The sequence below is a fragment of the Candidatus Phytoplasma bonamiae genome (assembly GCF_030586845.1).
Classification (GTDB): Bacteria; Bacillota_I; Bacilli_A; order Acholeplasmatales; family Acholeplasmataceae; genus Phytoplasma; species Phytoplasma bonamiae.
Window position 1 is genome coordinate 1 of record NZ_JAOSIQ010000007.1, and the last position, 23371, is coordinate 23371.

The window sequence follows — 23371 nt, forward strand, 5'->3', positions numbered from 1 at the left end:
TCTTTCGCCCTATCAAGGTCGTTAACCTTGTTCTAGGGAGGACGATTAACTGGATCATTCCAGATCCTAGTTTTACTCCTCCGACTACTAAGAAGTCGCTTTCTCCTTGGGCTATAATGACTTTAATTTCATTATTCGTTAATTTAATAACTCGCCTTTAGGATTCTCCCAGTTACGCTAAATATCAACCTTGATTCCTTAGGGGAAGTAACCATTTTATTCATGGTGAGATTCCAGGTTGGTTAAGTGATAAACTATCAAATACCTGAACATAGTATTGATAGGCTCTGGACAGCTCGATTTCAGTAGTTTACGAGACAGGTAATTATATATTTACATCTGCTTATCTTCTTAGGCCTTTTTTGGCTTATCCTTAGAACCATTCGGTGGCGGTGTCTTCTTGACTAACTACTTCGTCGCAACCCGCTTTTATGGTCTGCTATAATCCGACATTCTTTCGTTTGCCTGACCAACCATATCCTTTCAAGGGTTTATCTGCCCTGGCTATTGGTTAGATAACTCGATAATTTAGGCCTCTTGGGCGCCCATTCAGGATAATCTATATTCACTTCTATACTAACTATTAAATTTAAAATTTGTTTGTTCAAATCTTGAATATTTTTAGAAATTTTTTTTTGTAAACCTGCATTGGCCAATTTAATAAACTGAATATTTTTAGCATAAATTAAATCCATAATAGCTTCTGCTTGCAATAAATCGATTTTTTTATTTAAAAAAGCTCTTTTACTGAATTCACCTGGCTCTGCCAATCTAATAAATGGCAAAGACAAAACTCTTTCTAAAACAAGTTTAGTAATTAAAGTTCCTCCATGAGCTTGAATTTCAATAACATCTTCTCCTGTAAAAGATCTAGGAGACCGAAAAATAGAAATTAAAACTTCATCTAAAACTTCACCTGAATGATTCAAAATAAAACCGTGATGAATAGTATGAGTTTCCACTTCTAATAAATTAATTTCTTTAATACCCTTAAAAATGCTATTAATACCCTCAATAGCTTTTGATCCACTTACACGAATTACACTAATACTACCTATACCTAAAGGTGTAGCAATAGCTGCAATAGTTTCTTCTTGTATAAACATTATTCACTCGCTTTTTTAATATATTTTTTTATTATTTTAATATTTTTAATTAACACATTAATAAATTGTTGTTTGTTATTATTAAATAATAATATTTGCATTTCAATCTCAAAATTTGTCTTTCCGGTATTATTACAAATAATCCCACCCATCTAAACCGAGAAACAATTTATTCAACATCCGGCTTGCCATATGATTTATCAATAAAAAATAAATTTCATCTTAAGAGGATGATGATTCTCTTTATCATTCTAGATAAATTTTACCCCTCCGAATACTAAAAAAATGCTTTATCTTCTGGATCTAATAATTTTTATTTCATTATTGATTAATTTATAATAATTCTATCTTAAAGATTTTCCAAGTTATTCTTAAATATCGACTCTGTGATTATCGAGAATAATTTGCCGTTGCGAAAACGGTGATATTCCAGATTTTTTAATTAATAAATTATCCAATTCATTATTGATCAAATTTAGACTAATCGATCGCAGTAATTTACGAAGAAGGTTTTAATATTAAATCTACTATTTTCTTAGGATCTTTCGATTTATCCTTAAAACCATTCGGCAGCGGTATCTTCTTGACTAACTACTTTGTTGCAATCAGTTTTTAAGAAATAATATAATTTCCTAATGGTTTTTTCTTTTAAAAACCATTTTTAGCTTTTCAGTGTTTATCATTATGGTCATTTCGGTCAGAAGACATGATATTTAAGACTCTTTGGCGCTCATACTCTTTAATAGAGTTTTTAGCTAATTCAATAACTTGATGAATTTCTTGCTGATTATACACATTCATACCACAAGCACGAAAATGACCTCCACCGTTAAATTGATGGGCAATATGATTAATTTGAGGTCCTATCGAGCGTATACTTATCTTCCAATAGTTTTTAACCTTATTTTCTATTATAAATAACCATACAGGGTATCCTTGAATATTATGAAAAATATTAACTACACCGTTAATATCTTCAAATTTCAATTTAAATTGTTCAATAATGTCATGAGTAATCTTAATATAAATCAAACCATCTTCAGCAATAAAATTACTACATACATAGCCTTTAAATCTTAATATATTAATAGGTTGGATAGTGATTTTAGTATCAATTTGAAAAGCATCAAAACCATAACGTAATAAATCAGAAACAATTTGTAAAGTTTTATAATTCACTCTATCAAAACGAAAATGACCAGTATCTGTGACCATACCGATATAAATAGGTAAAGCACCTTTAATACTCAAATTTAAATTATTAATTTCTTTAAAAGTATAAATCATTTCCGAACAAGAAGAAAAACTTGGATCAATCCAAGAATTTTGTTCATCTCCGTAAATTTCTCCTATTAAATGATGATCAATACGTATAATTTTTTTAGCTATTTTATATCTAACATCGCTAATTACATTAATATTGCCACAATCCACAACAATAGCTAAAGATTGAGATATAATATCATCATTAATTTCATTCATTACACCTAAAAATGAAAAAATAGGATTATTTTCGCCTAGAGTATAAACTTTTTTATTAGGAAAATTTTGTTGAATAATATCTTTCAATCCTAATTGGGAACCATAACAATCTCCATCTGGATTTTTATGCCCAAATATAGTAATAACATCGAATTCATTTATATTGCGAAGAATTAAGTGATTTATAGATATCGTTTTGGAATTCCTTTGTATCAAATTTTGATCCATTTTTTATCTTCTCCTATATTTAATTAAATCAATTTTTTTTATTATTAATCATTGGCGATTCTTTTATAAGCTTCCATAAATAAAAAATTTATTTTTTGTTTTAAATTAGTTGCTTGATTATCGATAGCTAAAATTTCCGCAAATAAATCATTTAGTATTGAACGAAAAAATACTACATCAGAAAAAATAGGTGTCGTAAAATAAGTATCTTTATTGTTACTATCATAAGTATTTTCTAGAGCAAATTTAACCGATTTATATTTATACAATTCTCTTATTTCTGTTTTTTTATCTTTTATTGTTTTCGAATTTTGTTTATCGCTGAGACTTTTTGTCAATTTTTCAATTTGTTCCTTAATATAAGAAAAGATTTTTATATTTTTTAAAGTGTTTAAAACATCTTCACGAGTAATAATAAAACCGCCTTTACATAATAGCATATCAATATAAAGATCTTCAGAAAGTAAATGCTTTAAAAATAACCAAGAAGCTAATATTTTATCATTATCTTCTGAATAAAATAAATTAACATTAGGACCTTGAATAATATTTTTGTATTCATCCTTATAACTCATACAAGGGAAAGGAGTCATTTCTATATTAAAATCTGAAGTTTGATTATGTAATAAATCAGATCTTCTAGTAGAAGTAATAAACATACCAGTTTTACGTTGCATAAACATTTCTTTATTGCTGATACCAATTAATTTAGAACTAGTTAACAAACCTTTATTATAAAAATGTTCTTTAAAATATTGCATATTATTTTTAACATTTTCATCTAACAAAAAACTCTTAATTGAATTCGAATCTTTCGGATAAGATATCCCTTTTTGTTCGTTACTAATAATAATTAAATTGGCCAAACTTTCAGATGCGATGGGAATAAAAGTTGGATCTTTTTTTAGTTCAACAAGTTTAGAAGACAAAGTTTCTAAATAAGGCCAAGTTAAATAATTTTTATTAACTTTTAAAACGTTAAAATCAAATTTACCATGATAATCAATAATTTCGGAGAAATGATCTTTAAAATCTATCTTATGTTTTTCATAAAAAAATTTATTTAACTCGTCGCGATATTGTTTAAATAAATCACTATCATAAAAAATAACTTCTGTGGATTTAACAAATGGAAGACTATAATGGTGAGGTTTTCCGTCATAAACGTTAGGTAATTGTAATTTTTTAGCATAACCTTTAAAAAAACTATATTTATTCTTAGTTTCCGAATTATTACGAAAATCTTCATCAGAATCTATAAAAATATCTAATGGTACAACTTTAAATGATTTAGAATAAAATTCAATATGATCATCATAAGAAAAAACAATATTAGGTTGTTTATCAACAGGCAAAGAATTAGCAACACTTTTACAAATTTGTTCCCAATTCACCTTATTAACGTCTTTAATTTTAATATTAGGATTATGCTGTTCAAATTCTTTAATAGATTGTTTAATAATTTCTAATTCTCTAGGATATAAATTATGCCAAAAAATGATTTCTACAGGTTTTTGAAGATTTTTAAAATAATTAATTTGAGATTCATGATTGTGAAATTTTTTACTAACTAAATTACCTAAATCATGATATTTTTTAGTAAAAAATTCGTTATTTTTAGAGATTCGCAAAGAATTAGATATTATGATAAAAATAATAATGGCACTAAAATATATAAATATTTTGCTCACATTACCAAGATTTAAAATTTTTGATTTTAAATTAACCCTTAATACCACGTCGACTATCTCCAGATATAATATATTTTTTAAAAATAATAAATAAACATAATAAAGGCAAGTTAATTAAAACGAAAATAGCCATTTGAAGATTTAAATTATCCATAAAACTATCTGAATCGAAAATTTTTCTTATCATATTGGTTAATAACTTCGCCCCCACCAATTCTGGCCAAGCATAAGCATTCCAAGCTGCTATAGTTCTGAAAACCGCAATCACAATAACAGTAGGTTTTGTTATAGGTAATAAAATTTTCCATAAATATTGCAAATTATTAATACCATCTACTTTAGCAGTATAATATAGTTCTTTAGGGACACGTTTAAAAGTTTGAATTAATAAAAATAAATGCACTACATTAATTAAATAAGGAAAAGTCATGGCTAAATAAACACCACCAGGAATAATAGAACCATTACCATTATCAACTAAACCCCAATTAGAAACAGTACGAAAATTAGTCAAAATTAAAGTTTCGCTTGTAATGGACATAGCTAAAAACAATAACATTAAAATAATTCTTTTCAAAGGGAAAATAAAAAAACTTAAAGCAAAAGCTGCTAAAACACAACAAACAGTACCTGCGAAAGTAGATAAAGAAACCATAATACAAGTATTTATAAAATATTTTAAAAATTTGAAATCTTTAATAGCAAAAACATTTTTATAGTTAATAAATTGTAAACCTTGTTTAGGCCAACTTAATAAATTATTTTGCCTGATATCTTCATTACTCTTTAAAGAGGTAATAACCATTACATAAAAAGGAAATGTTAAAAATAATAAAATTGATATCAAAAACAAATACTTGATAATAATGAAATAGTTTATTTTACTTAACTTATGTTTAATATTACAAATATTGACGCCTATAGAACGATAAATCTTATTAATATCCATATAAATAATTATTACAAATCCACTTTCATATATTTATTTTCTTTTTTAGAAATATAAAAACTCATAGTAGTAAAAACAACAGAAATTAATAATAATATCGTAGCAGCAGCAGCTCCTTTAGAATAAGAATTATAATGAGAACTAGATAATTGATTATAAATATAACCCACTAAAGTTTGTACTCGATAATTAGCATCCCTTCCAAAAACACCTATAACAGATTCATATTCTTTAATAACCATTAAAGTTTCGATTATTAATTGATAAAAAATAATTGGAGCTAATAAAGGTAAAACTATTTTTGTTAAAATACGAAATTTAGAAGCTCCATCGATTTTAGCAGCATCATAATAAGATTTATCAATATCTTGCAAAGATAAAATAAAAACAAAAATTTTAAAAGGTAATCTAGCCCATATATTATAAAAAACTAAAACAAAAATTTTATGAGAATAAGGGGCAGAGATATTTATCCAAGGTTGTGGTTTAATACCGAAAAAACCTAAAAAAGAATTGAATAATCCTTCAGGTCTATAAGAAGTTAAATCAGTAGTATTGTAATAAAAAAAAGAACCAAAAATCATACTCATAATAATGGTATTAGATAACAAAGGTAATAAAAAAAATGTTTTAAAAAAATGTTGTACTACATAATTACGAACACTGTTTAAAGCTAAAGCGATAATTAAAGATAGAAAAATAGATATTGGTACACAAATAATTACTAAAATAAGAGTATTTCGTAATGCAAAAATAAAATCTATATCTTTAAAAATAGAAATATAATTGCTTAAACTAAAAAAATCATAAAGCTTCATGCTAAAAGAATCGTTAAATTTATCGTATTTAGCATTGAAAGAAATAATAATATTTTTCACTAAAGGATAAAAAGTAAAAACAGTTAAAAAAACCAACATAGGTGCTAAATAATACCAATGTCTATGATTTTTATGTCCCATATTTTCTAACATTTAAAAAATCCTATTTTCATTAATTTTATCAAAAACGAATAATTTATTTTTTCTAATATCAAAACGAATTTTTTGTTTATTAATTTTATTAGCATTTAATTGTGTTTGTTGATAAGTAGGTATAATAACTTGAAATGTCTTATAAATAGACTCATTTTTTTTAGCTAATAAAACTAATTCACGACCTAAATTTTCTAATGCTATACCTTCGATTTCAAAAATTCCATCTTGTTTTAATTCATAACCTTCAGGTCGAATCGCAACATAAACTTCTTTATTATTAAATGATTGAAAACATTGATCTTGTAAAATAATATTTTTACCTATTTTTAAATTACCACAATGCAATATACCATTAAAAACAGAAATAAGAGGAACACCTAAAAAAGAAGCTACAAACAAATTTACAGGATTATTATAAATTTCGTGTGGAGTCCCAACTTGCTGAATAGTACCTTTATTCATGACATAAATCTTATCACTCATATACATGGCTTCTTCTTGATCATGAGTAACTAAAACAGCTGTTACATTAGTTTTAATTTGTATTTTACGTATTTCATCTCTCATCCTAATACGTAAATGAGTGTCTAAATTAGATAAAGCTTCATCTAACAATAATATACCAGAATATTTAATTAAAGCTCTAGCGATAGCTACACGTTGTTGTTGACCTCCGGATAATTCAAAAGGCATTTTGTCTAAATAATCACTAGTAGATGTCAAAGCAGCAATTTTATCTAATTCTTCTTGAATTTTGTTAGAAGATATTTTTAAATTTTGCAAAGGAAAAGTAATATTTTGACGAGCAGTCATATGAGGATATAAAGAATAATTTTGGAATACTAAACCGACTCCTCTTTTTTCCGGAGGAACTTTTGTAACATCAATATTGTCAAAAAAAATATTACCTTCAGTAACGGAAATTAAACCTGCTATGATATAAAGAATAGTTGATTTACCACAACCTGAAGGGCCTAAAATACTTACCAATTCTCCTTTTTTAATTTCCAAATTAATGTTTTTAACTGCGAAAGTTTTTTTACGATTATGTTTATTAACAAAAACTTTAGAAACATTTGACATTTTAATAAACATGCTTTTTATATAACCTCTTTTAATTTTGTTTTTTAGAATTTTTTATTTAACAAAGAAATGTTACGAAATATTAGAATAACTCCTAGGAAAAGCAATAACATCCCTTATATTTTCTAAACCTGTTAAATAAAGTAGCATACGTTCAAAACCTAAACCGAATCCAGAATGAATACAACTGCCAAAACGACGTAAATCTAAATACCAATTTAAATCTTTTGTATTTATTTGCATTTCATGCATTTTATTTTCTAAAATTTCCAATCTTTCTTCTCTTTGGGAACCGCCTACTAATTCTCCTACTTTTGGCACTAATAAATCCATACCTGCAACTGTTTCATTATCGTCATTATTACGCATATAAAAAGCCTTGATATTTTTAGGCCAGTGCGTTACAAAAATAGGTTTTTTAAAAATAACTTCTGTCAAATATTTTTCATGTTCTGTAGATAAATCTTCGCCATAAATAGGTTTTTGTTGGAAATTATAAACACTTTTATTAAGAATAACCATAGCTTCTTTATAAGTAATTTGAGGAAAATCTTTAAGATTAACAACAAAATTTAATCTATTAATTAAACCAGGTTCAATATTTTTATCAAAAAAATCTAAATCAGATTTATTATTTTGTAAACAAAAATTAATAACATATTGCAGCATTTGTTGAACTAAAATAATACTTAATGATAAATCGCAAAAAGCCATTTCCGCTTCGATCATCCAAAACTCAGAAATATGACGAGAAGTATTAGATTTTTCTGCTCTAAAAGTAGGAGAAAAAGTATAAACTTTATTTAAAGCTGTTGCAAAAGCTTCAGCTTCTAACTGTCCTGTTACAGCCAAAAAAACAGGTCTCCCAAAAAAATCTTTTCTAAAATCGATAATATTTTTATTTGATAAAGTTTGAAGATCAAAACTAGTTACTTGAAATAAAGATCCAGCTCCTTCGCCATCATTGGCAGTAATAATAGGGGTGTGAATATTAATAAAACCTTTATTTTGAAAAAAATTATGTATAGCAAAGGTAACAGTGTTGCGTAACCTAAAAACAGCACCAAAAAGTTTTGTTCTTAACCTTAAATGAGGTAATTGCCTTAAAAAAGCTTTAGAATGTGGTTTTGGTTGAATAGGATATTCAACAGAACTGGAACCTAAAATAACAAAACGAGAAGCCGCCATTTCTAAATTTCTAGTTAAAGAACCTTTTGAAGGCATTAAAATACCTTCTATATAAACAGAAGCGCCAATATTAAGTTCATTTTTAATTTTTTTTAAACAAATAAATTCATTATCTTTACAAATAACTTGCAAATCTTCAACAAAAGACCCATCGTTTATATCAATAAAAAAAATTTTTTTTTGAAAACGACAATTTTTTATCCAACCATTAATAGAAATTTTTTTTTTACGTAAAATGGATATTTTTCATAAATATTTTTAACAGTGTTGTTAGCAAACATACAAAATAATATATCTCTTTCAATAAATTCCTCAATAATATAAATATTGAAATTAAATTTTTTAATTATTAAATTTAAAATAAAAGTACTAAAATAAAATTAAATAGAAGATGATAAACTTTATCTTTTCGTTTAATTTTATAAACTAAACGTAGTAATCAATATACAAGCGAATTTCTATCTTTTTTAATTATTAATATCTTTAATTGCTAGTTTAAACAAATTATTACTAATTTATTTTATCATGTTATTATCTTTTTTTATCTTTTAAAAATTTTATTAATTTTATTTATGTAACAAGTTATTTTAATACATATAATGTAAATAAAAATACTTTTATTTTTATCTTAAAAAAATTTTTTTATCTTATGCAAAAAAGAAGTTTGTTAATAGAAAAACCTCATATCATATTATAAATACTAAAATACATTTATAATTTGTACTTGAAAAAATGAATAACAATAAATTATTGGAATTTGATAAAAATAATAAAATAAAATTTTCTTTAAAAAAATAAAAATTAAATAAATTTTAAATAATTTTTATACTTATTAAAAGATTCATTAATGTTACAAAAAAGAAAGGAAAATAATTTAAAATTAATTACTATAAACTATAGTAATTTCATATTAGAATTATATAATTTTTATATTAAATGTCAAGAAAAAATTAAATAAATTATAATTAATTAAATATCAAAAATAAAAGTATGTATTTCCATTGAAATTTTAAGTTTTAATTCGAAATAAAAAAGATAAATAAGCATTTTTAAACGATTTTTAAATAAAAATTAACTTATAATGTCATAATTACAAAATATGTTATAATTAAAAAGTTGATATTATTTTTTTAAATATTAAATATTCATCGTTAATACAATATTCTATCATTAATTAAAATAAAAATTTTATAAATTAAAAAAATGCGAATTTCTTATACACCAAAAATACCTAAATATCTAGTTATTTCACCAATCACCGGCAAGATAAACACATGAAAGACTAAAATACATTTTCTTAAAGAAAAAAATAAGGTATTAAAATAGTTCTTAAAAGCAGATTACTAAAAAAAATAATTAGTCAAAAGATTTCTCCACCTAGTTCGATGAATAAGCCTAGGATGGCCTAAGAGGGAAAGTAGATGTAGAGAAGCAAACCTATCTCGTAAACACTATACCGAGCAATCCGGAATCTATCGATATATATTTTAGTAGTATTGGATAGTGAATAATGCGAGGTCAAGCTATTTATACCTACTAAGAATAAAGCGACTTCTTTTTAATAGTAGAATAACAAAAATTACTTATTTAATAAAAAGATATTATTTTATTTTAATATTATTTAATAATTGTTTGAACTGATAATTATAAGAAGTAAAGAAGTAAAAATAAAAAATGCATTTTTTTAATTAATAATATTAATGAAAAAATCTTATAAACTATTATAAAGATTTAAATAAATTTTTAATAAAACAAAATTTTAAAAAAATTAAAAATTTTAATTATAAGGATTTTATATGATTACACTAGCTATAGATGCTATGGGCGGAGATTTTGCGCCTCAAACAGTAATTCAAGGAACAATAAAAGCTTTAATTGTAAATCAAAATTTGAATATTTATTTATATGGTATTCAAAATCAAATAGAAAATTGTTTACAAACAATATTTACAAAAAATATTTTAAATTCCATTAAAACAAGATTAAAAATTATAAATACCCCATTGTACTTACCCATGAATGCTCAAAATATCAGAGAAGCTATAAGAGATAATCTTCCCTATTCCATGTTAGTAGCTCTTAAAGATATTGCCACTCCACAATCTCCAATAGATAGTTTTATAACAGCCGGACCAACACAATCCTTAGTTTTAGCTAGTTATCTTATTATAGGAACTTTACCTAGTATAAAGAGAATATCATTGGCACTTATGTTTAAATCAATTGATAATCGAACTAGAATTTTAACAGATGCAGGGGCCAATGCAGAAGTAAAAGAAGAAAATATTTTAGATTTTGTTATATGCGCTCATTTTTTAGCTCAAACATTATTAAATATTACTAACCCGAAAATTAAACTTTTAAATATAGGTATAGAGTCTAATAAAGGCAGAATTATGGATATTAATATCTTTAAATTATTAAGCAATAATCCAAATATTAATTTCCAAGGTAATGAAGAGCCGAATAATTTTTTTAATACAGAAGCTGATATTTTAATAAGTGATGGTTTTACAGCTAATATGATTTTAAAAACATACAAAGGCACTGTAGAAATGTATAAAAAACATTTAAAACAAATACTCACTAGTAATCTTTGTACCAAAATAATTAGCAAAATATTTTTAGAAAAACACATAAAAAAACATTTCCAACAATTCAATACAGATAAAACAGGAGGAGCTATATTGTTAGGATTAAATAAACTGATTATTAAAGCTCCTGGTAATTCTACGAGTAATACTTTTTATCAAACTATTAATCAAACGATTAATTTAATCAAAAAAAATTGTTTAAAAAAAATAATTGAAAAGTTTCAATAAATACAAGGATTATCATGTATCTTCAAAATTTATTTAAAAGATTAAATATAAAGCCTAAAAATATTAATTTATATATTAATGCTTTAACACACAGTTCATATGCTAATGAACATAATTTAAAAAATCAAAATAACGAAAGATTAGAATTTCTAGGAGATTCTATTATTAATTTTCTTATGGCTAATTATCTTTATAGAAAAAATCAAGATAACGAAGGTATAATGACTAAAAAAAGAGCTCAAGCTGTTTGCGTAGCATCTTTATTAATTTATTCAGCTGAAATAAATCTAAAACAATATATTTTATTAGGAAAAGGCGAACGTAAGAGAGGAGTGTATAATTATTCCATTATTGCTGATGCTTTTGAAGCTTTATTTGCGGCCATCTATTTAGATTTAGGTTATTTACAAGTTAAAAAAACTTTTCATTATATAGTAGTTCCTTGTTTATCCAAAGTCATAGATATTATTGATTTTAAAACACAACTACAAGAATTAGTACAAACACGTCATCAACATATTAAATATAAAATTGTTGCTGAAACAGGATTAGCGCATGAAAAAGAATTTATTGCTGAAGTATATTTATCTGAAAAATTATTAGGCAAAGGTGAAGGAAAAACCAAAAAATCTGCTGAACAACAAGCAGCTAAAATAGCTTTAGAAAAATTATCACAAGAAAGTAAGTTAAAATAATGTTAAAACAAATATATGAAGAAGGATATTTAGATATAGAAAAACTTTTAATTAATCAATATCTAAAACTTAATTTACTCATTAAAGAAGTAAAAATGTTATTATTGCTCTTTCAAAAATACAAAAATCCCATTCTATCAACGGAAAAACTAGTACAACAAACTAATTTATCTCTGTCTGAAATAGATACTATTTTAAGCACTTTGATAAAAAAAAATTTTTTATGTTTATATCAAAAAGAAATTAATAATCAAGTCCAAGAAATGTTTGATCTTAATAAAACTTTTCACCAAATTGAAAACTTATATAAACAAACAAAATTAACTAATTTAAAACACCAAAACACTTCAAATATTAGTAATACTATATCTAATATTGAAAAAATGAAAGGAGATGTGTTAAATAGTCAAGAATTAGAAATAATTAAAAAATGGTATATCGAATTTAATTATCCACAAGACAAAATTATAAAAGCAATCCAACAAGCACATGTGAATAAAAAAAAATCTATTTTTTACATTAATAGTTTACTAAATTATCAAAATAAACAAAATATATCACAAGATAAAAATATAGAAAAAACTTTACATAAAATTTTTGATAAAATAAAATAATGAATTAAAAATAATTTATTATTTTACCTTATCTAACGCTAAAAATATGTTATAATTGAAGGCGATATTGAATCTTTTTTATAAATCAAAAGATTTAATAATAAAATTATATAATATAGAGGAGAAGAAAAAGTTTCTTTATGAATCACAAAGAAAATTTTTTACAAACTAAAAACGGCAAAATTACAGTGGGTGTTTTAGCATCTGCAGCTATAGCTTTAATTGTTTATTTAATAACAGCCAAATTATTACATTGGGCTCCTTTTACAGTAAAAACATTAACAACTAAAGATATTGAAAATTTAAAAGTAGAAATTAAAGATTTCACTGGAAAAACCAAAAGATCAGATCTTACTTTAGATGATGCTAAAAAAGAAGCGCAAAAAGCATCTGATGCTACAAAAAAAATAGTAGAAGCATTTACAGAAAATAACAAAGCAGACGTTAAAGATAAAAAAATCTCTAGCACAACAATGGACTTAGCAAATAGTTTAAACACAAAAGCTGAAGCTGCATTAAAATATGCTAATGACAGCGATTGGTCAGACGATTCACAAGTACAAGCATTTGTTAACAAAATGATTAAAACTACCGATATTGATGAAGCATTAAATAAAGCTAAATCAGACTTAAAATTATAATAATAAAATATATTTAAAATTTTAATAAAATAAAAAAGTGTTCGTTTATGAACACTTTTTTTTATTCTTTTGGCGATAAATTACTGCAGTTAAAATAAAATTTTTAAACAAAGGATGCGGATTAAAGGGGCGAGATAAAAATTCTGGATGAAATTGAACCCCTATAAACCAAATATGATTAACCAATTCTATTATTTCTACAATTGATTTTTGCAAATTTAAACCAGAAATTATAAAATTTTTATTTTGTGTAAACATAGAAATATATTCAGAATTCATTTCGTAACGTTGACGATATCTTTCAGAAATTACGGATTTTTGATAAATTGCATAACTTTTACTAGAAGCTATAATTTGGGTTTTTTTTAAACCTAATCTTAAAGTTCCTCCCATATGAGTATCAGCAATTTTGCACTTAATTACTGGATAAGGAGTGTTTACATCTATCTCCGTTGAATTTGCCCCAAATAAATTTAACACATTATTAGCATATTCTACCACAGCTAATTGCATACCTAAACAAATCCCAAAAAAAGGGATATTTTGACAACGAGCATAACGAATAGCTTGTAATTTGCCTTCAATAGCTCGACCACCAAAACCACCAGGAACTAAAATACCATCACAGTCGCACAAAAAATCATGTACATTATCGCTATTAATATCTTCAGAATAAATAAATCTAATGTCAATACCTACTTTATTAAAATAAGCTGCATGCTTAAGAGCTTCTACTACAGATAAATAAGCATCATGAAAAGCAGTATATTTTCCGACTATACCAATCTTAACCACTTTTTTTAAAATTTTCATCTGTTGGATCATTTCTTTCCATGCTGATAAATTAGCTACCGGTAAACCTTCTAAATTAAAAAATTTCAAAATGAAATTATCAATTTGTTGAATATGCAAATTAAGAACAATAGCTTCCACAATAGAAACATTAACATTAGAAAAAATAGCCTCTTTTTTAACATCACATAAAATCGAAATTTTTTCTTTTATTTCTGCTGAAATATCACTTTCACTTCTTAAAATCAAAATTTGGGGTTGAATACCTAAAGATCTCAACTCTTTCACACTATGTTGTGTAGGTTTAGTTTTAGGTTCTCCTGAAAATTTTAAAAAAGGTATTAAAGTATTATGTATATATAAAACATTTTCAAAACCCAAATCTTGTCGCATTTGACGAATTGCTTCTATAAAAGGCAAAGATTCTATATCGCCAATGGTTCCTCCTATTTCCACAATTAAAATATCATATTCACCAGAAGAAACATTTTTCAATATGCGAGATTTGATTTCGTCTGTAATATGAGGAATAACTTGAATCGTTTTTCCCAAATAATTTCCCTGACGTTCTTGTTGAATAACGTGTTGATAAATTTGACCTGTCGTAATACTCGAATCTTTAGTAAGATTAATATCTAAATATCTTTCATAATGACCTAAATCTAAATCGGTTTCGGCTCCATCATTGGTCACAAAAACTTCACCATGTTGTTGCGGACTCATAGTGCCTGAATCTACATTAATATATGGATCGAGTTTTTGCATAAAAATTTTTAAATTACGTTGTTTTAATAAATATCCCAGAGAAGAAGCTAACAAACCTTTTCCTAATCCGGAAACCACTCCGCCTGTAATAAAAATAATTTTAGTTTTTTTCTGCATTGATAAATTAACTATCCATTCATTATTATTTTTTTAATTTCATTCCACCTTTGCGAAATTTAATGTTTTAATTTAAAACCTATAGTCTCTCCTATATTCACTTTAGTTTCTAAACCGACTTGAGAATTATTCAAAATTAACTGATTAAATTTAATTTTATTAGATTCGATTAAGAGTACAATAGCAGAACCTCCAAAAGAAAAAAAACCCTTTTCTTCACCTTTTTGAAAACTATGGATGGGATGGTTATTGATTTGACCTACTAATAAAGCTCCTACTTCTATTTGTATAATATCCCCGAAATTAAAAGTTTTTAAAATAGTATATTCGCGACTATTTTCAAAAAAAACATTAAAATATTTAAAAGCAATAGGATTAACAGTATGTAAACGACCTTTAATTTTCACATGCTTTTCATCTTGGATACCTTGATCTACAAAAATATATCGATGATAATCAAAAATTTGTAATCTCAACATCACTAAAAAACCATGAAGATATTTTTGAACTAAATAATCATTTTTCAAAAGATCATTTAAATGATAAGAAGTATTTTTAATATTAAAAATACTTTCGGCATTAATATTAAAAATACGGATTTGACCTTCTCCAGGACTAATAAAAGCCGAACGAGAAGCATCAAAATTAATTTTTTTATAAGTACGAATAAAAAAATCATTATAAGATTTAAATGAATTTTTTGTAAATAAACTAGTATTAATTTGATGTTTAATAATAATATTTTTGATATGAATACGTGAAAAGATAGAATTAAAATAAAAACTAAATATTTTGCTAAAAAGACGAGAAATAAATATTCTTAATAAAAATCGTTTCCACCATTTTTTGTGTATATCTTGATATAAAAATTTTTGTAACCAACTACTTTTCACTTGATTATGTTTTTCATTTGATCGAAATGGAAAATTCACGTTCTCCTCGTATTAAAAAAAATATTTTTGTTTATAAATACAAAAATAAACATAATAATTAATAATAAACACAAAATCAATAATATTCCCAAGATATCAGGTTTATTAAAATGAAGTTTATCACTAATAAATAAAAAAGACAATAACATCAAACAAAAAACATATACACTTATAAAAATTTTATCCCAATATAATATTTTAAAAGGATCAAAAGAAAATAATAAAACTAATAAAGGAAAAATAATAGATGCAACAGTCACAGGAACACCAATAAAACTAGAAATGTTTGATTTTTTTTTGGAACTTTCATTTAAAACATTAAAATAAGCCAAACGAATTAGAGATGCCAAAAGATATAAACAACTAATTAAAATAAAAGCAATATCATAATAATTTTTAAAATCTAAATCTTTATGGAAAATTTTTTTATAAAATGATATACCTATAAAAATAGGTAACATACCAAAACTAATTAAATCAGCTAAAGAATCTATTTGAATACCATATTTTTTTTCTTTAAGAGATCGATTTTTTTTACAACGACTAATAATACCATCCAAAACATCCAAAATTCCAGATAATAATAATAAAACACAAGCCCAAATAACTTTGTTTTGAGTAGCGAATATCATTCCCAAAAATCCACTTAACAAATTTAAATAAGTCAAATAAACAGTATAATTATAAATTCCTAAAAACATAATTCACTATTACAACCTTCATCTATTATAAATCGAGGAAAAATACTTTAAAATATCATCTCTATGAAATAATATAAAAATTAACAAATTTAAGATAAAACTTGATATTTACAAAAATATCTACCATCTTAATATATGGATATAGATTATGCGAGTTTAAATAATCAGATTTATAATTTTAATTATCTATTACAAAAAGACACCCCCCCTATAATAAACCGAACAAAGAGTTTCTCATCATTTAACTAGCCATAATTTATACTATTAAGAAGACTAAATTTATGTCAACCATAATTAATTGTTGATTTTAATCGTTCTTTATTTCTTAATTTCTAGCGAGATGTTTGTTATATTAAAAACATAATTCCAAATCTTTCTGCTCTTAATCTGACGATTAATATGATTTTTTAATCTAAAAAAAGAATGAAGAATTAATTATCGAACCTTAATTTCCTTTGATTCCAAATTTTAATTGATAAACTATCCAATACCTAATGCAAATTTTAATATCCTCCGAAGCGCTCGCGTATAGTAATTTACGAAACAGTTTTCTTTAAGATAACTTTTGTTATGCTTTCTAAGATCTTTTGACTTATCATTAGAACCGTTTCTGGGCGGCGAGAATAACTACTTTTTATTATAACCTATTGAAATTGCTATAATCCTTAGTTGTTTAACCTTTTTTAGAAACAACATTGCTTAAACTTTTAGAGAATTTATCATCAATAGCGAGTAATTAGATAACTTAAAATTCAGGATTCGTTCGACACCCAATGATATTCATTAATATCTTCATTTTTATCTTCCGCATTAGAAGAATCACCTTCATCTCTTATTGAAGTTTCGTCATCTTCTAAAACCGAATCATCTATATCACCTAAAATTTCACGATCAGCTGTTTCATCTGTAGAGATGAAATCCGAATCGTTTTCTAATCGAAAATCATCATCCAAATTATTAGAATATTTTAAATCTAATGATTCAGGATCAATATCGGATTTATCTTCATCTACATAATATTCTTTATCCCACAAATCTAAATTATCAGTTTTAATTCCCCATAAATCTTCACCATGAAATACAAATAATCCGCTAGTAACAATATCCAAATATAATTGTAAAAAACGTTCATATTTTAAATCTTCTATTTTTTTTATTTGAAAAACCTGTTCTATTAATTGATAAATAGACATAGGTTTTTGATTTTTCTGTAAAATATCTAAAGCCAATTCCAACATAGAATATTCTGTAGGATAATTTTGAGTATTACTTTTTTCATTTATCATAATATTTTCAATAACCTTCTTAATTATATTTGTTTTGTAACAAAATTATCAAAACCATTAATATCTCTTTCATAAATATTAAAAAAAACATCCACAATAACTAATAAATATAATTCAGATAAAAATAAATTCACAATATCAACAATACAATTTATTCCAAAAAATCTAATTGACAATTATTAAAATTCTAAATATTCTGAAGCTCTTGTGATAACATCACGAGAAGCTTTATCTACTTGTTGTAAAACATTATTAAAAGATAATAAAATACTTTCTTGTAATAGATCTAAATTTTTAAGAATTTGAGAATTTTGAATACGCACATCAATAACTTGTTTAGTCCCTTGCATAACGATCATTACATCGCCAACACAAGCAGTAAACTCTCTAGATTCTAATTTTTTTTGCTCATATTTAATAGATTCTTGAATTCTTTTTAATTTTTCGAACATATTACATCCGTTCCTTATTCTAAATTATAATTTTAATCCGTCAATCATTATATTATAACTATAACAGAAATAAAAGATTCAAAAAAATTTCTTATTTATCATTTTAATTTAACTTTAGCCATTCCGAAATATTCGATAGCTAATTTAAAAAATTGAGTTTTTCCGGAACAATTATTATAATCATCAGAACATAACAAAGGAATATTCTCTGACACATTAACACTCGAATTCGTTAAAAAATTATTTTTAGAAGCAAATGTAGCGTGTTTTAAATAAAAATCAACATCCAATTTCAATAATTTTAAATCACATATATGACGAGTTTTTTTATATTGTTCAAACAGAGGTAATAATGTGTGTTCCCAATCTTGATGTAAAATTACAAAATACTCTTTAATTAATTTATTTTTTTTATTTAAAATGGTTTTTATTTTATTTTTGATATGCGGTTTAAGTAATTGTTGGTACTCTTCTGTATTAGTACAAGAAATCAGCCACTCTTTATTTAAATTAATCAAACATAATTTACTTTTGTATAAACAAAGAGCAGCCATTTCCAAATTTTTATCAGAAATTTTTGTTAATTGATGCCATTTCTGAATTAATTTTTCAGTCATAGATGAATCAGGAGTTATTAAAATTTGCTTTATACCGTGAAGAAAACTATCTAATGTAATCTTATTCTTAGCCGAAGTCAACTCATTAAAATTTGCACAATCGCATGTAAATAAATTAGGATTATTAGCAGATTCACTAACATTCTTTAAACAAGAAGTTGTTAACATCTTTTCAGAAGATGACAATAACTCCGCTTCATATATACAATTTTCTGAATTAACCCTAATATTATCATAAATCATCTTCTTCTGGTTATTTAAATTACCTTGATCCCTATAAGAAACTAAAAACTGTTTTAATTGAATACAATTAATAATAAAATATTTTTTTTTATGAACAGTATGTTTAATATTATTCTTCCAATTAAATAAAAAAACAAAAAATTGATCTGTAACCTTAATATTTAAATTTTTAAATATTGTTGTAAAATTATTATCATCCTTTTGCCATTCTTTAATAAATAAAGTGAAAAAAAAATCTATTAAATCTTCCATAAAATATAAAATATCTACATGCGGCTGCAAAAGATTTTCTAAAAAATCAATCATAACAACAAAATCACTATTTAATAAATAATTAATTAATTCCTTTATTTTATTTTTCGGAATTAATCCTAAAATTTTTGAAACTTCTTCCAAACCGATATAACTATTATGATAATAAGTGCTAACTTGTTCTAATCTATTGAGTGCATCTCTCATGCTGCCTTTAGAAAAAATAGCAATTTGATTTAAAGCATCCTCGTGAATATCAATATTTTCTTGAATAGATATAAATTTTAATTGTTTCCGGATATCTTCTACTGTGATATGCTTTAATCCAAAATGTTGAGTGCGGGAAATAATAGTTTTAGGAATTTTATTAAATTCGCTTGTAATTAAAATAAAAATGATTTTAGCAGGAGGTTCTTCTAATAATTTTAACAAAGCATTAAAAGCATTATAAGATAAAACATGAACTTCATCAATAATATAAATTTTATATTTACCAAAAATTGGTTTATATTTAGAAGTATCTTGTAGTTCTCTAATTTCATCTACACCATTATAAGAAGCACCGTCTATTTCAATTAAATCCAAATTGTTTCTTTGATTTATACTTATGCAAGATTTACATGTATTACAACAATCGACACAAGCATTATTACAACAATTAATAGCTTTAGCTAAATTTTTTGCTAAAGTTGTTTTTCCGACGCCTTTATCACCACTAAACAAATAACAATGATTTATCTTACAATATTGAATAGCATTTTTTAAAGTTTTAACAATAATATCTTGACCAATAATATTTTGAAAATTTTGAGGCCTATATTTACGATATAAAGACAAATAAGTCATGAACAATCAACACCTTTTTATTTTATTATTTCATATTTTGACCATTTTAATTTAAATAATTATTAAATATCCTCAAGGAACTAATTTAAGTAGTAGTCGATATCTATTTTTTAATTATTACAAAATTAGAAAAAGAGATATTATTAACTATAATTCTACGATACAAAAATTTAATAGAATAAAAATTAATTAATTTCGAAGAGTATAACAAAATTAACATTAATCGAGATAAATCTTGAGGTTTTTCTAAATTAATATCAGAAGCTAAATAATAATTTTGATTAAATTTTAAATTTTTAACAAATTTAAGAATATTATCTTTAGTATAAAAAGAATCTTTATTTAATAAATAATTTTTTTTACTAATTAATAAATTTTTTGATTTTTCCGATATTAAATTTAATTTACTAATAACTAAATTTTGTTTATGACGACGAGGTTTATAAAAAGAAAATTGATCTAAATTATGAATATAACTAAAATTGAATAAATAATTATATTCAAAAACATACTCATTAATCAATCTAATGCCACGAAGCAATACATTGACCAAATTATCTTTTTTATTATCAAACAATAAAATTCGCTGACAAATAATTTGCAAATATTGTTCATTTTTAATATCAATAATTTCTATTAATCTATCAGCAATTTTTAAATTAAGTTTCATTTGTTTAATTTGTTCTTTGATTAATTCAATATTTTCTTCTGGGTTTTTTCGATTAATAACGCATAATTGTTCGCTTAAATATTTTAAATAAATATGATAATCTTCCAATTGATTTAAAAATAAATTAATATATCTGCGATATTTGAAAAAATTATCTGATGTTTTTAACCAATAATAAGAAGAATCAAAAAAATTTTTTTTATAATTTCTTAACAATTGAGACAACAAAATTTGGGTGTTTATATAATTTTTAGAATTTAACAAATTATAATAAAAACGATAAATATTAGACTTTAAAATTTTTAATTTCCACAAAATATTTTGTGTTTTAATTAAAGCTTCATAAAGATTAGCATAATTTTTTTCAATTAATAAAGATTTTAACAAAGAATAAATACTATAAATATTACCAATAGATTCAGGTTTTACTTGATTTACAGTTTTTTTAAAAAAATGAATCATTTCTAAACTATAATCAAAAAAACTTAAACAATCATTATTATAACCAATACGCTCTTCGCCGATCCATCCATATTTTTTGAACAAATAAATAATTTTTGAAGCCTTTTGTTTAGCATCGGTTAAAACTTTCGAATCTATTTCATCATCCAAAAAAAAACTATTTTTATCACTAAAATAATTTTCTAATACAGAAATAGCTAAAGTTTTATTAATATATCCATCAAATTCGTCATTTGCTAAATCTGCTAATAACAAAAGACAATCCAAATAAATTTCTTTATTAGAAGAAGATAATAAATTAAAAAAATTTAATGGCAAAATATCGAACAAATTATGCGACATATTTTAAAAATCTAAAAACCTTTCTAATTTACTTATTTTATTTGTTGTATTTTATTTATTCAAAATCTTAATATTAATTTATTTTTTAAATCTTTACAATCAATTATTAACTATAAAATTTGTTAAAATACATTGTCTAAAATTATATAAAATATAAATAAAGGATTAATAAATAATATGAAAATTAAAACTATTAGATCTTTTGATCCCGATCATCGAATCCCCACTCAAATTTGGCAAAAAGTTTTTCAAGAAATTCGCTATACTCCTTCATCTTTTGATTTGCAACCATGGCGTTTTTTTATAATTGACAAAACCGAACATAAAGAAAAACTCAAAAAATGCATAATAGGTAATATTCAACAAACCCAAAATAGTTCTGCCATTATAATATTATGCGGAAATATCAATAAAGTCCAAGATGCCTCCTATATTTATAATAATAAACTAAAAAATAAAAATATCACATTAACTCAAAAAAAAATTATCTTAAATCAAATCCAAAAAAATTATCATAATATGAATAAACACAAATTAAAAAATGAAATTTTTTTTGAATGCGGTTTAATCGCAGGGAATCTCGCTATTACTTTACAAAACTTTAACTATAATACTTGTTTTATGGGAGGTTGCCATTTTGATAAATTGAATGAATTATTCAATATAGACAACAAATACATACCTATTATTCTGATAGCTGTAGGTCGAAATAATCAGAAAGATCTAATCGAATCTAAAATAAATAAAAATATTGAAAACTCGGTACCTTTCAAACTTGATATAAATGATTTTGTTCATTTTTTATAAATTTATTATTAAAAAATAGATTTATTTTGTCAAAAAATATTTAAATCAATAAAAAAATAAAATATCAAATAAAAACTTTGTTCCTTTATTATTAAGAATAATCTAGTTCTTATTCCGACCGACCATTGAGTAGTTTTAGTTTTATTTTATTGGCGCTAATTCGAAGATTCCTTTAATGACAACGATAAAGTCATTAGTATAACTAATATATATTATTCTCTTAAGTTGGGAGTTTATATAAATTAAGATATCTGTCAATTTAAAAATTTACATTTTTAATTTTTTTTGTAAATCTTTTCGCATTATAAGTTTTAATTTGTTTCTAATTTTCTTTCGTTAACAAAATGTTAATTTTCTTATCAATGCATTGTAAATAAACAATTGATAAAAGAAGATTTATCCATATACTTGAAGAGAATCAGATAATGATGTTCATATCTGATATCCTTCAGTGATAACTGTTTTTTTAACCATTGCTTTATAGTTTTTAAATTAAAAAATAATATTTATCAAATAATTGATTTTTTGCATGTTAAACCTGGTAAAGGTTCTGCTTTTGTTAGAAGTAAATTAAAAAATTTAAAAACAGGTGGTATTATAGAATATACTTTTAA

At 24.0% G+C, this 23371-nt stretch carries 19 protein-coding genes and 2 pseudogenes; 6 read left to right on the plus strand and 15 right to left on the minus strand.

What is annotated here, in order from left to right:
- Nucleotides 1-545: 545 nt before the first annotated feature.
- From OC701_RS01085 to asnS, 8 genes and pseudogenes are all read right to left on the minus strand, one after another.
- Nucleotides 546-1106: pseudogene (locus OC701_RS01085) on the minus strand (tRNA modification GTPase); the annotation flags it as partial.
- The gene (locus OC701_RS01090; protein WP_304514271.1) at nucleotides 1106-1258 is read right to left on the minus strand and encodes a hypothetical protein; all 153 of its coding nucleotides are present in this window, start codon (nucleotides 1256-1258) and stop codon (nucleotides 1106-1108) included. The gene OC701_RS01090 and the pseudogene OC701_RS01085, both read right to left, overlap by 1 nt.
- Before the next feature lie 517 nt (nucleotides 1259-1775).
- On the minus strand, nucleotides 1776-2816 hold the full coding sequence (locus tag OC701_RS01095) for a DHH family phosphoesterase (RefSeq protein ID WP_304514272.1): 1041 nt from the start codon (nucleotides 2814-2816) through the stop codon (nucleotides 1776-1778).
- A 44-nt stretch (nucleotides 2817-2860) separates the two neighbouring features.
- Nucleotides 2861-4555, minus strand: coding sequence for an ABC transporter substrate-binding protein (locus OC701_RS01100; RefSeq protein WP_304514273.1), 1695 nt, complete (start codon nucleotides 4553-4555; stop codon nucleotides 2861-2863).
- Nucleotides 4539-5456: a carbohydrate ABC transporter permease gene (locus OC701_RS01105; RefSeq protein WP_304514274.1), complete on the minus strand. Its 918-nt coding sequence runs from the start codon at nucleotides 5454-5456 to the stop codon at nucleotides 4539-4541. The genes OC701_RS01100 and OC701_RS01105 overlap by 17 nt, the downstream gene beginning before the upstream one ends.
- A gap of 11 nt (nucleotides 5457-5467) precedes the next feature.
- Nucleotides 5468-6427 carry a carbohydrate ABC transporter permease gene (locus tag OC701_RS01110; protein ID WP_304514275.1) on the minus strand — a complete coding sequence of 320 codons (960 nt, stop codon included), beginning with the start codon at nucleotides 6425-6427 and terminating at the stop codon, nucleotides 5468-5470.
- Nucleotides 6428-7525: an ABC transporter ATP-binding protein gene (locus tag OC701_RS01115; protein WP_304514276.1), complete on the minus strand. Its 1098-nt coding sequence runs from the start codon at nucleotides 7523-7525 to the stop codon at nucleotides 6428-6430. It abuts the gene before it with no gap.
- Between the two features lie 60 nt (nucleotides 7526-7585).
- Entirely contained in the window at nucleotides 7586-8944 is a 1359-nt protein-coding gene (asnS, locus tag OC701_RS01120) for an asparagine--tRNA ligase (protein WP_420887965.1), read from the minus strand.
- A 1553-nt stretch (nucleotides 8945-10497) separates the two neighbouring features.
- On the opposite strand from asnS, the gene OC701_RS01125 reads away from it, so the two are divergent.
- The 4 genes from OC701_RS01125 to OC701_RS01140 all read left to right on the plus strand — a co-directional run bounded on the left by OC701_RS01125 (nucleotide 10498) and on the right by OC701_RS01140 (nucleotide 13473).
- A complete protein-coding gene (locus OC701_RS01125; RefSeq protein WP_304514277.1) occupies nucleotides 10498-11523 on the plus strand; it encodes a phosphate acyltransferase in 1026 nt (341 codons plus the stop codon).
- A 14-nt stretch (nucleotides 11524-11537) separates the two neighbouring features.
- The gene (rnc, locus tag OC701_RS01130; RefSeq protein WP_304514278.1) at nucleotides 11538-12218 is read left to right on the plus strand and encodes a ribonuclease III; all 681 of its coding nucleotides are present in this window, start codon (nucleotides 11538-11540) and stop codon (nucleotides 12216-12218) included.
- Complete coding sequence (locus tag OC701_RS01135) at nucleotides 12218-12832, plus strand: DnaD domain protein (RefSeq protein WP_304514279.1); 615 nt, start codon at nucleotides 12218-12220, stop codon at nucleotides 12830-12832. Before rnc ends, OC701_RS01135 begins: the two co-directional genes overlap by 1 nt.
- A 140-nt stretch (nucleotides 12833-12972) precedes the next feature.
- Nucleotides 12973-13473 carry a hypothetical protein gene (locus tag OC701_RS01140; protein WP_304514280.1) on the plus strand — a complete coding sequence of 167 codons (501 nt, stop codon included), beginning with the start codon at nucleotides 12973-12975 and terminating at the stop codon, nucleotides 13471-13473.
- 45 nt (nucleotides 13474-13518) lie between these two features.
- Here the strand turns inward: OC701_RS01140 and OC701_RS01145 are convergent, their stop codons facing one another.
- From OC701_RS01145 to OC701_RS01175, 7 genes are all read right to left on the minus strand, one after another.
- Nucleotides 13519-15147, minus strand: coding sequence for a CTP synthase (locus tag OC701_RS01145; RefSeq protein ID WP_304514281.1), 1629 nt, complete (start codon nucleotides 15145-15147; stop codon nucleotides 13519-13521).
- Nucleotides 15148-15206: 59 nt separating this feature from the next.
- Entirely contained in the window at nucleotides 15207-16079 is an 873-nt protein-coding gene (locus tag OC701_RS01150) for a phosphatidylserine decarboxylase (protein WP_304514282.1), read from the minus strand.
- Nucleotides 16076-16780 carry a CDP-alcohol phosphatidyltransferase family protein gene (locus OC701_RS01155; protein ID WP_304514283.1) on the minus strand — a complete coding sequence of 235 codons (705 nt, stop codon included), beginning with the start codon at nucleotides 16778-16780 and terminating at the stop codon, nucleotides 16076-16078. Before OC701_RS01155 ends, OC701_RS01150 begins: the two co-directional genes overlap by 4 nt.
- A gap of 752 nt (nucleotides 16781-17532) precedes the next feature.
- A complete protein-coding gene (gene rpoE / locus OC701_RS01160; protein ID WP_304514284.1) occupies nucleotides 17533-18066 on the minus strand; it encodes a DNA-directed RNA polymerase subunit delta in 534 nt (177 codons plus the stop codon).
- Nucleotides 18067-18245: 179 nt separating this feature from the next.
- A complete protein-coding gene (locus tag OC701_RS01165; protein ID WP_004995129.1) occupies nucleotides 18246-18518 on the minus strand; it encodes a YbaB/EbfC family nucleoid-associated protein in 273 nt (90 codons plus the stop codon).
- A 98-nt stretch (nucleotides 18519-18616) separates the two neighbouring features.
- Nucleotides 18617-20476: a DNA polymerase III subunit gamma/tau gene (gene dnaX, locus OC701_RS01170; protein WP_304514285.1), complete on the minus strand. Its 1860-nt coding sequence runs from the start codon at nucleotides 20474-20476 to the stop codon at nucleotides 18617-18619.
- Between the two features lie 103 nt (nucleotides 20477-20579).
- Nucleotides 20580-21950, minus strand: a complete 1371-nt coding sequence (locus OC701_RS01175; RefSeq protein WP_304514286.1) for a Wadjet anti-phage system protein JetA family protein — start codon at nucleotides 21948-21950, stop codon at nucleotides 20580-20582.
- A 177-nt stretch (nucleotides 21951-22127) separates the two neighbouring features.
- On the opposite strand from OC701_RS01175, the gene OC701_RS01180 reads away from it, so the two are divergent.
- Nucleotides 22128-22757 carry a nitroreductase family protein gene (locus tag OC701_RS01180; protein ID WP_304514287.1) on the plus strand — a complete coding sequence of 210 codons (630 nt, stop codon included), beginning with the start codon at nucleotides 22128-22130 and terminating at the stop codon, nucleotides 22755-22757.
- A 480-nt stretch (nucleotides 22758-23237) separates the two neighbouring features.
- A pseudogene (locus OC701_RS01185) lies at nucleotides 23238-23371 on the plus strand (elongation factor P); the annotation flags it as partial.